The following is a 15513-nucleotide window of genomic DNA, read 5'->3' on the forward strand; positions in this document are numbered from 1 at the left end:
ATCCTTATCGTCTGGCCTCTCTTTTCTTAAACAATGTCATTAATGGTTTGATATAAGATTGATGGGTACCGATTTTAGTGAAGTCTACACCTGATTTCCTGAACTGATCTTCCAATCTTCCGTTCCTTTCCAGGGCAGCTGTTTTAAAAGCCTGGCGTACTTGCTTATCTGCCGTGTTTACCCATTCGATATGTCCTGTTTCTTCATCTTTGATAGGAATAAGCCCTAAGTTCGGGAACTCTTCCTCATGAATATCGTACAATCTTAAAGCAATCAAATCATGCTTTCTGTTCGCAATTTTAAGTTCATTTTCAAAAGGTCCGCTCATAAAATCCGAGATCAGAAAAGCGGTACATCTTTTTTTAATGGCACTTGTAAAATAGCGTAAACCTTCGGCAACGTTTGTTCCTTTGTTCTCCGGTTTAAAATCTATCAGTTCTCTGATGATCATCAGGATATGACTTCTGCCTTTTTTCGGTGGGATAAACTTTTCTACCTTATCACTAAAAAAAAGCACCCCCACTTTATCGTTGTTTTGTATTGCGGAAAAAGAAATCACGGCACAAAGCTCTGTAGCCAGTTCCTGTTTTAGCTGAATTTGGGTTCCAAAGTTTTTAGATCCACTCACATCTACCAATAGCATTACTGTCATCTCCCTTTCCTCATCAAATACTTTTACATAAGGATGGTTGAAACGTGCAGTAACATTCCAGTCTATGGTACGGATCTCATCCCCTACCTGGTATTCGCGCACCTCACTAAAGGCCATACCACGTCCTTTAAAGGCCGACTGGTATTCGCCTGAGAAGATCTGATTGCTTAAACCACGGGTTTTAATCTCTATCTTCCTAACTTTCTTTAAGAGGTCTTTGGTATCCATAATTAAGGTACTTCTACCGCATTCAATATTCCGGTAATGATCTCTTCTGAAGTAATGTCTTCGGCTTCGGCTTCATAAGTAAGTCCGATACGGTGCCTTAAAACATCATGACAAACGGCCCTTACATCTTCCGGGATAACATATCCCCTTCTTTTGATAAAGGCGTAAGCTTTAGCTGCCAGTGCAAGATTGATACTGGCACGTGGTGAAGCTCCAAAGCTGATCAGGTTTTTATAATCCGTTAGTTTATAATCGCCAGGGAAACGGGTAGCAAAAACAATATCAATGATGTATTGCTCGATCTTCTCGTCCATATACACCTCTCTAACCACCTTGCGTGCCCTCAAAATATCGTCGGTATGAATTACCACATTTGGTGTAGGCATTCCCTGAGGTGCAATATTGGCTCTCATGATGCGCTTCTCATCTTCTTTTTTCGGGTAACCGATTACAACTTTCAGCATGAACCTGTCTACCTGTGCTTCCGGTAATGGATAGGTTCCCTCCTGCTCAATAGGGTTCTGCGTAGCTAGTACCAGAAATGGTTTAGGCAATGGGAAAGTATTGTCGCCAATGGTAACCTGACGTTCCTGCATGGCTTCAAGTAAGGCACTTTGAACTTTTGCTGGTGCCCTGTTGATCTCATCCGCAAGGATAAAATTAGAAAACAAAGGACCTTTTCTAACTATAAATTCTTCTTTTTTCTGGTTATAGATCATGGTACCCAGCAAATCCGCTGGTAACAGATCTGGAGTAAACTGGATCCTGCTAAATCCTGCATCAATGGCTTTCGACAAAGTATTAATTGCTAATGTTTTTGCAAGTCCGGGCACACCTTCCAACAAAATATGTCCGTCGGCAAGTAAACCGATCAGCAGGCGTTCTACCATATACCGCTGACCAACAATAACTTTATCCATCTCCATTAACAAGAGATCAATAAATGCACTTTCTTTTTGTATCATTTCATTCAGCGCACGGATATCAGTTCCATACGATGAATGTTCAGTAATATTAGTTACTTCTTCCATTTATACCCATTTTTTTATTCGTTGCGAAAATTAGACAAACCTATTTTTTTTCACAACAGCTAAAGGTAGGATATAATGTTAAAATATGTTAAAAAGGGAAATTTTGGTTGACTCTTCGGGAACTGGAATAAGTTTTTTCTTTTTTGGGGAAGAAAAAAATGAATCCTAGGTTCCCTCTGAGCAACCAAAATTTCCGATCAACCCCGCCAGAGTAGAAGCAGCTTACTTTAGACCGTTTTCCTAGCTAAGATTTATAAGTACGAGCAACTTACCCTGAACAGTTCTATTTACTAAGCTTTACAAACTAAGTGGACTTTTTTATACTACAAATTTTGTTGTAGGCACCATCCCAGAGTTCGATACGTTTTTTTAAGGATTCGATGGTTGCTGCTTCAGCAGCTTTCCAATAGGCTTCGTTTTCACCACAAAGCTCTGAAGTCATAGCCAAAGCAAGATGACTGTGATGATCTCCATCAACCTCAATATGTCTGTCGAGGTAGTATTTAAATAAGGAAATTTGATCTGGGAATTTAGCATTCAAATCATTTACAATGGTCAGGAACATATTTGGAATCAGATCTTCTCTTCCAAAAGTAAAAGTACTGGCCTGTAAATGAGCTTCCCCGCTGTTAATAATTTCAAAAGTATAATCTACGAAACTTCTGGCTTCAGCAGGTGTATTTGCTACTTCATAAGCTTGTTCAAAATTAAGATTTACTTTTAAGCTTTCGATGAAATTGGTAATTTCAGCTGTGTTTGCTCCACATTGCTGCATTGCATCAAGGTACATTTCAAAATGGCTTTTCTTATCGCCGTTGGCGTCCAGGTCAGACTCTTCTCCGGCTACAATCTCATTGATCAACGCCCTCGTGCTACCCGATCCAACTGGAAACCAGGGAACGTTAGTACAAGTCAGATTAATCTGTAACGATTTCAACAGCGACATAAAATCCCATACCGCATACACATGATACTCCATAAAGATCCTCAAATCTTCAAGGTTTTCTATTACTGCGTATACTTTATGGTTGATGATTTGCTCCCTAAGCGGGATGATTGATGCTTGTATGTTTTCCAGAGGTCCGTTCATTGCCTTCCCATTTTTTATTTTCCGGCTGCAAATGTAAAAGGAAATTCTGGTTGACGTCTATAAGATCTGCAAAATTTCCTTAAAGCCAGATGAGATCCAAACACACCATTTCAAATCATTATTTCGAATACACAAAACAAACAACATAATATTCTTAATTAAACATTAATAATAGCGTTTTATTCTACTAAGTGTAATTTTGCAATTCAAACAGAACTAACTTACTTATAAATAAATGAACATAAATCCCTTGTCATCAAGCGAAAACGACGTACTTAAAAAACTATTGGAAGAAGTAAAGGTTAATACCAGTTTTTTTATGGGTTATCCCGTTTCCAAAGATTTCGACTATAGCGAATTGATGCCCTTTTTGGAGTATCCTATGAATAACCTGGGTGATCCTTTTGTTCCATCCACTTATGCTGTTGGTTCACGCGACATAGAAAAGGAGGTGGTACAATTCTTTGCTGAACTTTTCAGGGCACAAGCCGACGACTGGTGGGGTTACGTAACCAACGGTGGTTCGGAAGGTAATCTTTATGGTCTTTACCTGGCACGCGAGTTACATCCTAAAGGAATGGTGTACTATTCTGAAGCTACCCATTACAGTGTACAAAAGAACCTGCACCTATTAAACATGTCGAACATTGTGATCAGCACGCAGGAGAACGGGGAAATCGACTATGAGGATCTGGAAAATACCATAAGAATGAACCGGCATATGCCTGTTATCATTATGGCCAACATTGGTACCACAATGACTGAGGCCCGTGATGACATTAGCAAAATCAAACAAATCTTAAAAAAGCTGGCCATCAAACATTATTACATCCATGCCGATGGTGCTTTATCCGGTAGCTATAGTGCTTTAATTGAGCCCAGACCTGCTTTCGATTTTGCTGATGGTGCCGACAGTATTGCCATTAGTGGTCATAAATTTATCGGATCACCTATGCCTTGCGGTGTAGTGGTTGCCAAAAAATCAAACCGTGACCGTATTGCCCGCTCTGTTGCTTACATCGGCAGCATGGACACTACCATTTCTGGCTCCCGAAATGGTCACAGCCCCTTGTTTTTATGGTACACCATCAAAAAGCTAGGTATCGCAGGTCTAAAAGAACGTGCCCTTCATTGCCTGGAAACCGCAGCCTATGCCGAACAAAGACTCAAAGAAATCGGTATACCTGCATGGCGCAACACCAACGCCATTACCGTAAACTTTCCTGAGCCTGATGTAAAAATCAGACAAAAATGGCAACTAGCCGCCGAAGGAGGCTGGTCACACATCATCTGCATGCCCAACATCACAAAAATACAAATCGACCAGTTGATACAAGAAATCATTACCTGCGGAGTTCCTGTGCTATAAAGGGCATTCCGGAGCTATAAAACAAATTGCTGCACTATAAACATCCTGCTCTTTAAACGAAGTTCCTGCTCCATAAAAACAAATTAGGCGCTCTACAATAAAGCGCCCAATTTGAATAAAAAAATTACCTTCTCTGATGCGGCCTCAGGCGCTTTTTCCCTTCAGAAAAAGATGCCAGTCGCAGAAGAAAACGGTTATTTTTTCCCCGCCAACACCTTCTTAATCCGTTTGGAATTAATATCGGCAACCAAATACATACATGGAACCAGCACCAGGGTCAAGAAAGTGGCGAAACTTAACCCAAAGATGATGGTCCATGACAATGGTCCCCAGAATGCGACATTATCCCCTCCAAAATAAAGATGAGGATGCAGTTCAGTAAACATGGTTACAAAATCTATATTTAAGCCCACAGCTAATGGAATCAATCCAAGCATGGTAGCAGTGGCAGTTAACAATACAGGCGTCACCCTTGTTCGTCCTGCCTCAATAACGGCTTCCTTCACTTCCATCCCCTGACTAACCATCAGATCTGCAAATTCAACCAACAGAATTCCATTACGAACCACAATACCTGCCAACGCCACAATCCCAAGCCCAGTCATAACAATCGACAATTCCATTCGGAAAATCGTTATTCCCAGCAAAACCCCAATCACACTAAAGAGGATTTCACTTAATATGACTACCGGCTTACTGATAGAATTGAATTGTAGCACCAGAATAATAAGAATAATAAACAAAGCACTAATCATTGCCGTTCCAAGAAACGCTGCTGTTTCGAGTTGCTCTTCCTGTTCTCCCGCCATTTTAATCTCTACTCCATCTGGTGCTTTAAACTCATTGATCTCCGTTTGAATATTTGCGACCACTTCATTTGCATTGTATTCCGACAGAACGTTTGAAGAAAGGATAATAATCCTTTTCTGTTGTTTACGTTTTATGCCGCCATAAGTATTCACATAATCAATATCAGCAAAAGAAGAGATAGGCACCTGTCTGATTATACCGTTCATAGCCATATCACGATAGGTTACCTTCATATTTCTGAGCGCTTCCAGATTATTCCGCTGATCTTCCTGTGCGCGTACATTAATCTCATAATCTTCATTTTCATCTCTATATTTCGAAACTTCCTTCCCGTATAAGGCAGTACGCAAAGCAAGTCCGATCTGACCTGTTGAAACCCCTTCCCGGTTTGCTCTTTCCCGGTTTACATCAAAAAGAATCTCAGGTTTGTTGTTCTGAAAATCAGACTTTAATTCTTCCACACCGGCAATCTGCTTCCTGTCCAGATATTTCTTTAACCGATCGGATGTAACAGCAATAGAATCCAGGTTATCTCCTGTAATTTCAATACTGATTGGTTTGGCTGTCGGTGGCCCTCCCTGTTCCTGCGCAACACTAATCTCAGCTCCGGGGATACCCTTTACCGCATCACGTATCCGGCCCAAATAACCAGCAGTACGTTCTCCGGTTCGTTTTCCAAAAGGCACAAAGGCTACTGTAACTTTACCTTTATTGGTATACTCTCCCTGATCTTCGCCCTGGGGATCGGTAACACCTACGGTTACATTGGAAATAACTGACGACACATCAGGATTGTTCCTTCCCACTACTTTTATAACTTTCGCTTCAATCTTCTCTACGACTTTACTGGTATAAGCCTGATCGGTACCCACAGGTAATTCAATATACACATACACAAAATTAGGATCGGCAGTAGGAAAAAATACGATTCTCGGTGGTACAACTCCTACAAGAAAAATGGTAAAGAAAAATAAGCCAACGGTACTCCAGATCATGGTACGTGGACGCTTTAATGCCCAAACTAGTAAACTATGATAGGCATTAATCACTTTTGGCCAGGTTACCGTCTGGAATTTCTTGATTATCCTGGTCAAAACGAAATGGTTCAAAAGGTAGAGTAATGCCATCAACACCACGAAATTTCCTACTCCAAAATTAATGAGGTAGCCTAATAAAGCGATAATAGCAAAAACTGCTAAAGTACGTTTCACAGCCCTGTTAAAAGTTGGCTTATCATTTTCATGATCATCATGAGGCTTCATAAAATCAACCGCAAATACAGGGTTGATAATGTAAGCCACAATTAGCGAAGCGGTAAGTGTTACAATTAAGGTAACCGGTAGGAAATACATAAACTCACCAATAATCCCTGGCCAAAACAGTAAAGGAAAAAATGGCGCCAGTGTGGTTAATGTTCCCGATAACACTGGCATAAACACTTCTCCTGTTGCGGTTTTAGCAGCCTGCACAATGGGCACCCGACCATTGTCGAAAATACGGTGCGTATTTTCAATCACCACAATCGCATCATCCACCACAATCCCCAGACCGAGCAAAAAGGAGAACAGCACCATCATGTTCATGGTGAAGTTAAAATCAAACACTCCTCCCAATACTGGCATTGACAAGAAGGCGATAAACATAGAAAGTGGCACAGACAAAGCCACAAACAAGGCATTGGTTACCCCCATAAAGAACATCAGGATCAATGTAACCAATATAAAACCAATAATAATGGTATTGATCAGATCATGCAGGGTAATACGGGTCTGATCACTCTGATCGCCCGTAATGGTAATGTTCAGTTTTTCGGGCAGCAACTTTCCTTTCATGTCCTTCAACATCGCATTGATCTTATCGGAAGCTTCTATCAGGTTTTCACCACTTCGCTTGCGTACGTTTAAAGTAATTACATTCTTACCGTATAAACGGGCATAGCTGTTTTGCTCTTTAAATGAATCCTTTACCTCTGCAATATCTTTTAGATAGACAGAACCTCCGGTTGGTGTTTTAACGATCATGTTACCGATCTCCTCTGCGTTCTTAAACTCTTTCTTAACGTTTAAAGTCCGTAACATCCCATCCATTTTCACCGATCCACCTGAGATAGTCAAATTCTCATATTTCACCGCATTATCAATATCAGTGAAAGAAAGCTGGGCAGCTTCCATTTTACGCAGATCAACATTGATCTGAATTTCGGGTTCTAATGCACCGACAATATCCACACCGGCAATCTCTTTCAAGCCCTCTACCCTGTCTTCAATATCATCAGCATACTCTTTTAGCTTTTTCAAATCATAGTCACCAGAAATATTGATGTACATAATCGGAAGATCTGAAAGATTGATGTCCATGATCACCGGATCATCAGGTAAATCAGAAGGAAGATCTGTTTTTGCCTTATCTACAGCATCCTTTACCCGTTGTTTCGCATCCTTAATATCTACCCCGGTATTGAACTCAGCCGTGATAAACGAAAAATCCTGAAAGGAATTAGAAGTAATTTTCTTCAGCCCTAAGGTCCCCCTTATTTCCTTTTCCAATTGCTTGGTAACCAGGTTTTCCATATTGGAAGGCGAAGTACCCGGATAAATCGTCTGCACAAATATTTTTGGTATGATTACCTCCGGAAAATTCTCTTTAGGAAGGCTTTGATAGGAGAAATACCCCGCTATCATTAATAAACATGTAAACACGTATATCGCCGTCCTGTTATCAATCGCCCAGCTGGACGGTCGAAATTCTTTATTAATATCCTTCATATCGTTTTAAGAATAATCAATTACAACTTAACCCCATCGCCATCGTTCAGGTCCTGGAAACCAGTGATGATCACTTTATCTCCCGCATTCAAACCTGAAAGCACTTCTGCCTTGCCGTCCGACACCTTTCCTGTTTTAATTTCTATCTTCTTCGCTTTTCCATTAACAGCAGTAAAAACGTATTCACTGGTTTCTGATTTTTGTACTGAATTAACCGGTACGACCAATGCTTTATCGTTTTTATAGTCTACAATCTTTAATATAGCTACCATGTTGGGGCGATATTTTTTGCTGGAAGGCAATTTCACTTCAACATTAAAACCTCTGGAAACCGGATCAATTACCTTAGCGGCAAATGAAATATGAGCTGGCAGCGTTTCCGGCACATCAGGTAAAGAAACCTGGACCTCGTCACCCTGATTAACTTTTCCACCGTAATTTTCTGATACCAGTGCTTTAACTTTAAGTCTGCTTGCGTTCACAACCCTGATACCTGTAGGAGATCCCGGAGCCACTGAAGCACCCAGTTTCAAATCCATAGCGTCTACCGTTCCAGACACAGGAGATTTAATTTTATTCTGGGCGGCCTGTGATTTTAACCCCGCCAATTGCCTCTCCAACCCTTCCTTCTGACTTTTTGCCGTCAGGTACTGAACTTCTGTACCTATTTTTTGATCCCACAGATTTTTCTGGCGATTAAACACGGTGGTTGCCAGATCAAGCTGAGTCTGCAGCTGAGCAACACTCTGGCGCAATACCTTATCGTCTAACTGGGCCAACACCTGTCCTTTATTTACATTTTGTCCAACTTTTACAAAAATTGCAGTCACAGTTCCCGGAGATTCAGGCATAATTTCTACATTATCTTCTGCATCGACCCTTCCCTGCACTTCAACATAATTTCTGAAATGTACTTCTGCAAGTTCTGTTACCACAACATCCTTAAAATCAGCAGCTGTTTTCTTCTGTCCTAGTTCATCTTCCAGCTTATCTATCTTTCCATTTAGTGTGGTACGTTCCTTTTTAAGCTGTTCCAATTCTGCTTTTTTGTCCTTTGGTTTCTCCGAACCACATGATGCCAGAAAAATGGTTATTGCTAGTGTATATAATGGTGCTTTCATCGTTATATTTATATTTTGACGTTAATAATTGATTCTTCCTGCTGCTTTTTCCAGATCTACTTTACTGATCAGCATGTCATACAAAGCCGTGATGTATTTGTTTTGCGCTTCCTGTACCGCAGTTTCGGCCGTGGTTACTTCCAGACTTGAGCCTACCCCCTCCCCGTATTTGATACGGGTAACTCTAAGAATTTCCTGTGAAAGCGTAAGGTTGCGCTGCTGGTTTTCTACAGAGCGCAAGCTGTTCAGGTAAACTTTCTGGCTCGCTGAGATTTCCTGGGCAATGCCATTTTTTGCATTGATCATATCATTTTCAGATTTCCGGACTGCCAGCTTCGCATTTCGTACCTGATATATCCGCTGTCCGCCGTTAATTAAATTCCAGGAAAGCGTCAAACCGATGACTGAAGTTGGGAAACTCTGATCAAAATGCTTTGAAAATTCGTCAGACTGGAAGTTTTTAGAAGCACTCGCAAAACCTCTCAGTGTTGGCAGAAATAAACTTTTTTGCCTTTTTAAATCCAGTTCATTCAGCTTTTTTTGGGTTTCCAATAACGAATACTCTATTCTTCCTTTATAAGCAGTAGTATCAGTTTCCATAACCGGAACCGCTTCAGCCCTTACCTCACTAATCTTATCTGTAAGGCTAAGACTCGCCTGCACAGGCATTCCCATCTGGAATTTTAGCATATCTACATTCATCTGCAACAAGCGGACTACGTTCTCTTTGTCTGTTTCGAGGTTATTTTTTAATACCTGAAGCCGGTCTACATCTATCTTCTCTGCAAAACCATTTTTAAACAGGGCTTCGGTATCGTATAACGATTTGGTTAGCTGACTTAAATTGGCATCAATTAATGTCAGCTGCTCCCCATTTACCAATACGCCATAGTAAGCTTTAGTTACTGCTACTGCTGTTTCAATTTTAGTTCGTTTACTATTTCTGACCGATAATTCTTTATATGTTTTAGAAGCCTGTAAACCGACAATATAGCTACCGTCAAATATCAGCTGGCTCAATTCAATCCCTGCTGTAGAGTTGTATTTCGTTCCAAATTTAACTGGTATAGGTGTACTGGAAGGCGGGTTAGAAAACTCACCAGGCAACAGCGTAGTTGGTAATTTTAGAAAATCCTGAAAACTATAACTGGTTGAAACCTGAGGTAAACCTATGCCAACAGTTTGCTTGACCGTATTCCTTGCAATCTCCTCATCTACTATAGCATTCAACACGGTTGTCTGATGTGTTAAAGCGTAATCAATTGCTGCTTTCAGGCTAAACTTATAGCTTAGGGAATCGCCAGACTGCGCCTTAGCCATAATATTTGCCATCATAAGCAACATCATGATTATATAATTTATGTATTTCATAGTTGTATTAATTACTTCTCTTTAAATATTGCCCCGTTAAGGAGTCTTTTACATTAATTATTTGTGATGGTGTGCCGGTAAAAACAATTTCACCTCCATTTTTACCGCCATCAGGTCCCATGTCGATGATCCAATCTGCATTTTTGATTACACTCAGATTATGTTCAATTACGATTACCGAATTTCCGCTATCCACCAGATCGCCAACTATTTTCAACAAATGCCCCACATCAGACATGTGCAAACCTGTTGTTGGTTCGTCAAGTACATACACACTACCTTTTTTATGTAGGTTACCTGCCAGTTTAATGCGTTGACATTCGCCACCCGACAAAGTGTTTAATGGCTGTCCAAGGGTGAGATAATCCAGGCCTACATCATGTATGGCCTGTAAACGACGTTTCAGGTCTCTTTTATCAAAAAAATCTACAGCATCCTGAACTGTCATTTCTAAAACGTCACTGATGGACTTTCCTTTTAGTTTATAATTCAGCACTTCCTCTTTAAAACGTTTGCTGCCACAAATTTCACAGGGCGTTTTTACGGGCTCCAGAAAAGCCAGATCTGTATAAATAAAACCCAATCCCTGACAATTAGGACAGGCTCCTTTTGAGTTAAAACTGAATAAAGAAGCGCTAACGTTATTCTCCTGAGCAAAAAGCCGCCTGATGTCATCCATAATCCCGGTGTATGTAGCTGGATTAGACCGAATGGAGGTACTCACTGCAGACTGATCAATAAGAATTGCACCGGGATGCTGCTTTGCAAACACTTCATTAATCAGCGTACTTTTTCCCGAACCTGCAACTCCAGTTACCACGGTAAGTACGTCCTTGGGAATATCGACTGTTACATCTTTTAGATTATGTAACGAGGCATTACTTATTTTAAGAAAGCCATTAGCTAACCTATAGTTTGTTTTAAGGACTTCCTTTTGATCCATAAACTTGCCTGTAAGTGTATCTGCTTCCATCAGCCCAGCTACAGTTCCCTCATAAACAATCTCCCCACCATGTGTACCAGCGTTCGGACCAATATCTACAATATGGTCAGCAATTTTGATGACTTCCGGATCATGCTCTACCACCAAAACGGTATTTCCTTTATCTCTCAGTTGTAACAACAGTTCGTTTAGCCGGTGGACATCGCGAGGATGCAAGCCAATGCTAGGTTCATCAAAGATGTAGATCATATCAGTCAGACTACTACCCAAATGTCTCACCATTTTTATTCTTTGCGATTCTCCGCCAGAAAGACTTGTTGTAGATTGATCCAGACTCAGATAACCTAGTCCGATATCGATAAGATGCTGTATTCTTGCTTTCAAATCTGCCACCATAGGTCCTGCTCTACGGTCATTGATATTTGCAATGATATCGATTAACTCATCAACCTGCATAGCAGTAAGATCAGCAATATTATAACCATCGATCTTACAATTTAAGGCGGTCTGATTTAGACGGGTACCTTTACAAAGCGGACAGGGTGCAAACGAAATAAACCGTTCCAGTGTTACCCGTGTACTTTCAGACAGGATACTGGTATCCCTCTTAATATACATTCGATTAAATTTATCCACCAGCCCTTCGAAACTCACATTTAAGGGAACATTATCTTTTTTTACCTGAAACTTCTTTGGCTTTCCGTGTAACAAAAGCCGCCACTCTTCTTCGCTGTAATCATTCAGCTTTTTATCGTTATCAAAAAAATTAGAATAAGCGTAAGTATTAAAATACCAGCTGCCCACAGCAAACATTGGAAATAAAATGGCTCCTTCATTGAGTGATTTTGAACGGTCTAAAAACTTATCCAGATTCAGTTTCACCGTTTCGCCCAAACCATTACACTCCGGGCACATTCCTGCAGGATCATTAAATGAAAAAATATTTGAATAGCCTACAAAAGGATTTCCTATTCGTGAGAATAACAACCTCAATACGGCATAGATATCAGTAATTGTACCTACAGTCGAACGGGAGTTTCCCCCCAACCGTTTCTGATCTATTACTATGGCAGTGGAAAGATTTTCAATGCTATCTGCATCCGGCTGAGTATACCGGGGTAAGCGGTTTCGTACAAATGTAGAGAAGGTCTCATTCAGCTGCCGTTGTGCTTCGGCCCCAATGGTTTCAAATACTATAGAAGATTTGCCCGATCCCGAGACTCCGGTAAAGACTGTAATTTTGCGCTTGGGAATGCTCAAAGAAATATTTTTCAGGTTATTCTCCCGGGCACCTTTTATTTCTATGTACGCTTGTTCCATCTAAGATCAAAATTGAAGATAATTAGCCGCTACCTAACCGTTCAATAAGGAGTAATTACCATCCTAAAAGGAATTATTTTCCTGACCAACACCTTTATATTCATATTTTTTTCATTAATTTAGCTCATTCAAGCGTCAACATCATTCAATCCCTAATAATATGATCGACAATGAATTGAATACAATCATGTGTACCGAAATGCCGGAAATCCACAAAGCTGAATTTACTGACTATTTGGGTAATACAGGTTATCTGGACTTCAATGAAGTGAAGATCAATGGTGCGGCCATCTTCTCGGGAAATAGTAAACTAGCGAATGAAATAACTTTAAGGGAACAACATGAAACGCCTACGCTAAACATGTATTTTTCCATTCAGGGTATTAGTTCGGCCTGGGAAGCAGACAGCAATAAAAAGTACGTATTAAAAGACAATGAACATACTGTTGCGTTTGCCCCTGCTTTTGACGGATATTATGCGTTGAGCAGTCCTGAAGTACGCAACTTTGGTATTTCATTATATGAACCTTTTTTCAACAGACTTTACTCCACTGATCTGGAATGCCTGAAACGCTTTTGGGATAAGGTAACTGCTGGAAAAATGGCCGACATATCAGATCATGCCTTACCCATTACGCCGAAACAGCAATCTGTGATTAATGACATGCATCAATGTGTGTACAGCGGAAATATGAAACAGCTGTTTTATGAATCCAAAATCACGGAGCTTTTTTTACTCCAGGCTGAACAGGCCGAGGCTTTAAATGGTATTAAATCAGTAAAAATAGAACGGCATCACATAGATAAGCTCCATACCGTGCGCCATTATATACAACAAAACATGTTTGATCCTTTAACTTTAAGTGGTATCGCACGCGAAGCTGGAATTAACGAATTCATGCTTAAAAAAGGTTTTAAGGAGCTTTTCGGCATGACTGTTTTTGGCTACCTCAATGAGTTAAAAATGAATTATGCCAGGCAGATGTTACTTGAATCCGCATGTACGGTATACGAAGTTGCCTACACAATGGGCTACAATGAGCCTTACAATTTTTCAAAAGCATTCCGTAAACATTTCGGTTACCTTCCCGGAGAACTAAGAAAATAGACTATCTAATTTCTACAGCAATCATATTGCTATTTCGCGAACCTCCAAATGGCTCTGTGCGTAATGAGAAGATCATTTTATATTTCCCGGCATTCGCTGGCGCTTGTACAGTTCCTTTCACCACAACCGACTCACCTGCGGGTATTACTACATTTTCCAAATCGGTAATCACCGGTTTAAATTCGCTTAGGTCTGGCCCCAGTTTAAAACCATACTCCAGATAGCATTTCCATTTCTGTCCTGCATTACCTAGTGAAATCGTTTCATCATAAGGATTACTGATTTTCAATTCCAGCTCTTTTGACTCTCCCGTCTTCCAATCCACCGGCATAGCCACTGGGTTTACTGTAACTTTCTGGTACATTCTTACCTGTTCCAGCCATGTCCCATAGTACAAACCCTTAGTTGTTGATATGGTATCGGCTTCCCCTAATCCGATATCTTCCTGGGTCACAAAATATGCTTTTTTATTCCTCAGGCTATCTTCAAGTGGCCAAATATCATACTGGTTTTTCCTATAGTACCTGGAATCGTAACCAAAGCCTTTTGTACTTTGCGTATAGTAATTGTATCGGGAAGGGACCTGGAAACTGTCTGTAAAGATAACGGGCGCATTACCAGCTTTCTCTTTAATTCCTTTTGCCCAGGTTTCATTTCCAAAGTAGTAATCAACAATCTTTATTTTTCGCAAGGCATCAATAGGTATGATCAAAATCAACCTAACCAGAACAATCAGACAAATATTGACTATCGCCAGTCTTTCAAACCATTTAGGGATGCTATATCTAGCCATGGCAACATAAGCCAGAATAAGTAGACAAAGCATCGCAGGCAGTGTCCAATGTGCTTCTACTCTTCCTTTCAAGGTACTGATGAAAAAGAAAATGAATATCCCAACACAGTTAAATTTTACCGCACGGATAAAAGCATCATCGGGCATTAAGCTAACAGCCGATTTATACATGTACCAGCCAACCAATGGCCCGGCCAAGGCCAGTTGTGCAATTAAATATTCAGTAGTAAATTTAAACTTGTAAAAAGCCGAAGAACGGTCTATTACGTGATAGTAAAATGAGGGATAATTATTTTGAACCTGCCACCAGATATGTGGAATAAAGGCTGCAATTGAAACGACAACAACAAACCAGAATGTTGGTCTTTTTAGTAATTTAAAATTAGAAAGAATGGTAAAGAACAAGACCAATATTCCATGGTATTTGCTGTACAACATACCGGCAATTACCAGTGCCAGCAAAAATGCCCATTTAAACTTATCTTCTGCTACATAACGCTGATAAACGTATAAAAACAAGACAATAAAGAAAAACAAGGGAGCATCAGGCGTGGTAATGAAACCATAAACATGAAACAATACGATTGCGGAAAAAAGCAAAACAAACAGCTTAATATTAGATGCATACTGGCTCACTATTCTCCATAAAAGATAGACAGACATTGTACTGGTAATGACAGTCATTAATCTTAAGCCTAATGTAGAAGTACTAAATATATTACCTATTTTGATAAATAAAGCCACCATTGGCGGGTGATCAAAATATCCCCAGTCTAAAAATCTTGAATATACCCAATAGTAAGCCTCGTCAGCATGTACTTCTACAAAAGAAGCCTGAATAACATTAATGAATGTCCATATACCTAAAAAAACAAACAGGATTTGTTCAGTTTTTCTTTTTGTTTCCAACAT

Annotated in this window: 10 protein-coding genes; 2 read left to right on the forward strand and 8 right to left on the reverse strand. The window is 40.1% G+C overall.

From position 1 onward, the window contains the following. Positions 1–4: 4 nt before the first annotated feature. The 3 genes from R2Q84_RS05425 to R2Q84_RS05435 all read right to left on the reverse strand — a co-directional run bounded on the left by R2Q84_RS05425 (position 5) and on the right by R2Q84_RS05435 (position 3001). Positions 5–880: a DUF58 domain-containing protein gene (locus R2Q84_RS05425; RefSeq protein ID WP_316815512.1), complete on the reverse strand. Its 876-nt coding sequence runs from the start codon at positions 878–880 to the stop codon at positions 5–7. A 2-nt stretch (positions 881–882) separates the two neighbouring features. Next, positions 883–1806, reverse strand: a complete 924-nt coding sequence (locus tag R2Q84_RS05430) for an AAA family ATPase (protein WP_410478409.1) — start codon at positions 1804–1806, stop codon at positions 883–885. Positions 1807–2215: 409 nt separating this feature from the next. Beyond that, on the reverse strand, positions 2216–3001 hold the full coding sequence (locus R2Q84_RS05435; protein ID WP_316815514.1) for a DUF3050 domain-containing protein: 786 nt from the start codon (positions 2999–3001) through the stop codon (positions 2216–2218). Positions 3002–3236: 235 nt separating this feature from the next. Between R2Q84_RS05435 and R2Q84_RS05440 the strand changes: the two genes are divergently transcribed. Next, positions 3237–4370 (forward strand): histidine decarboxylase, encoded by a 1134-nt coding sequence (locus tag R2Q84_RS05440; RefSeq protein ID WP_316815515.1) that lies wholly within the window; start codon positions 3237–3239, stop codon positions 4368–4370. 194 nt (positions 4371–4564) lie between these two features. On the opposite strand, the gene R2Q84_RS05445 is transcribed toward R2Q84_RS05440, so the two are convergent. Genes R2Q84_RS05445 through R2Q84_RS05460 form a run of 4 tightly spaced genes read right to left on the reverse strand, consistent with a single transcriptional unit; the run spans position 4565 to position 12700 of the window. Then, positions 4565–7945: an efflux RND transporter permease subunit gene (locus R2Q84_RS05445; protein WP_316815516.1), complete on the reverse strand. Its 3381-nt coding sequence runs from the start codon at positions 7943–7945 to the stop codon at positions 4565–4567. 20 nt (positions 7946–7965) lie between these two features. Next, positions 7966–9066 (reverse strand): efflux RND transporter periplasmic adaptor subunit, encoded by a 1101-nt coding sequence (locus R2Q84_RS05450; protein ID WP_316815517.1) that lies wholly within the window; start codon positions 9064–9066, stop codon positions 7966–7968. A gap of 21 nt (positions 9067–9087) precedes the next feature. Beyond that, the gene (locus R2Q84_RS05455; RefSeq protein WP_316815518.1) at positions 9088–10437 is read right to left on the reverse strand and encodes a TolC family protein; all 1350 of its coding nucleotides are present in this window, start codon (positions 10435–10437) and stop codon (positions 9088–9090) included. A gap of 7 nt (positions 10438–10444) precedes the next feature. Then, positions 10445–12700: an excinuclease ABC subunit UvrA gene (locus tag R2Q84_RS05460; RefSeq protein ID WP_316815519.1), complete on the reverse strand. Its 2256-nt coding sequence runs from the start codon at positions 12698–12700 to the stop codon at positions 10445–10447. Between the two features lie 160 nt (positions 12701–12860). On the opposite strand from R2Q84_RS05460, the gene R2Q84_RS05465 reads away from it, so the two are divergent. Continuing rightward, positions 12861–13808 carry an AraC family transcriptional regulator gene (locus tag R2Q84_RS05465; protein WP_316815520.1) on the forward strand — a complete coding sequence of 316 codons (948 nt, stop codon included), beginning with the start codon at positions 12861–12863 and terminating at the stop codon, positions 13806–13808. 1 nt (position 13809) lies between these two features. On the opposite strand, the gene R2Q84_RS05470 is transcribed toward R2Q84_RS05465, so the two are convergent. After that, the gene (locus R2Q84_RS05470) at positions 13810–15513 is read right to left on the reverse strand and encodes an ArnT family glycosyltransferase (protein WP_316815521.1); all 1704 of its coding nucleotides are present in this window, start codon (positions 15511–15513) and stop codon (positions 13810–13812) included.

It is taken from the genome of Pedobacter nyackensis (assembly GCF_032678475.1).
Classification (GTDB): domain Bacteria; phylum Bacteroidota; class Bacteroidia; order Sphingobacteriales; family Sphingobacteriaceae; genus Pedobacter; species Pedobacter nyackensis_A.

Coding starts and splice junctions, on each gene's coding strand:
- R2Q84_RS05425 (WP_316815512.1), bottom strand. CDS start 880: ATGGATACCAAAGACCTCTTAAAGAAAGTTAGGAAGATAGAGATTAAA.
- R2Q84_RS05430 (WP_410478409.1), bottom strand. CDS start 1,806: ATGGAGATGGATAAAGTTATTGTTGGTCAGCGGTATATGGTAGAACGC.
- R2Q84_RS05435 (WP_316815514.1), bottom strand. CDS start 3,001: ATGAACGGACCTCTGGAAAACATACAAGCATCAATCATCCCGCTTAGG.
- R2Q84_RS05440 (WP_316815515.1), top strand. CDS start 3,237: ATGAACATAAATCCCTTGTCATCAAGCGAAAACGACGTACTTAAAAAA.
- R2Q84_RS05445 (WP_316815516.1), bottom strand. CDS start 7,945: ATGAAGGATATTAATAAAGAATTTCGACCGTCCAGCTGGGCGATTGAT.
- R2Q84_RS05450 (WP_316815517.1), bottom strand. CDS start 9,066: ATGAAAGCACCATTATATACACTAGCAATAACCATTTTTCTGGCATCA.
- R2Q84_RS05455 (WP_316815518.1), bottom strand. CDS start 10,437: ATGAAATACATAAATTATATAATCATGATGTTGCTTATGATGGCAAAT.
- R2Q84_RS05460 (WP_316815519.1), bottom strand. CDS start 12,700: ATGGAACAAGCGTACATAGAAATAAAAGGTGCCCGGGAGAATAACCTG.
- R2Q84_RS05465 (WP_316815520.1), top strand. CDS start 12,861: ATGATCGACAATGAATTGAATACAATCATGTGTACCGAAATGCCGGAA.
- R2Q84_RS05470 (WP_316815521.1), bottom strand. CDS start 15,513: ATGTTGGAAACAAAAAGAAAAACTGAACAAATCCTGTTTGTTTTTTTA.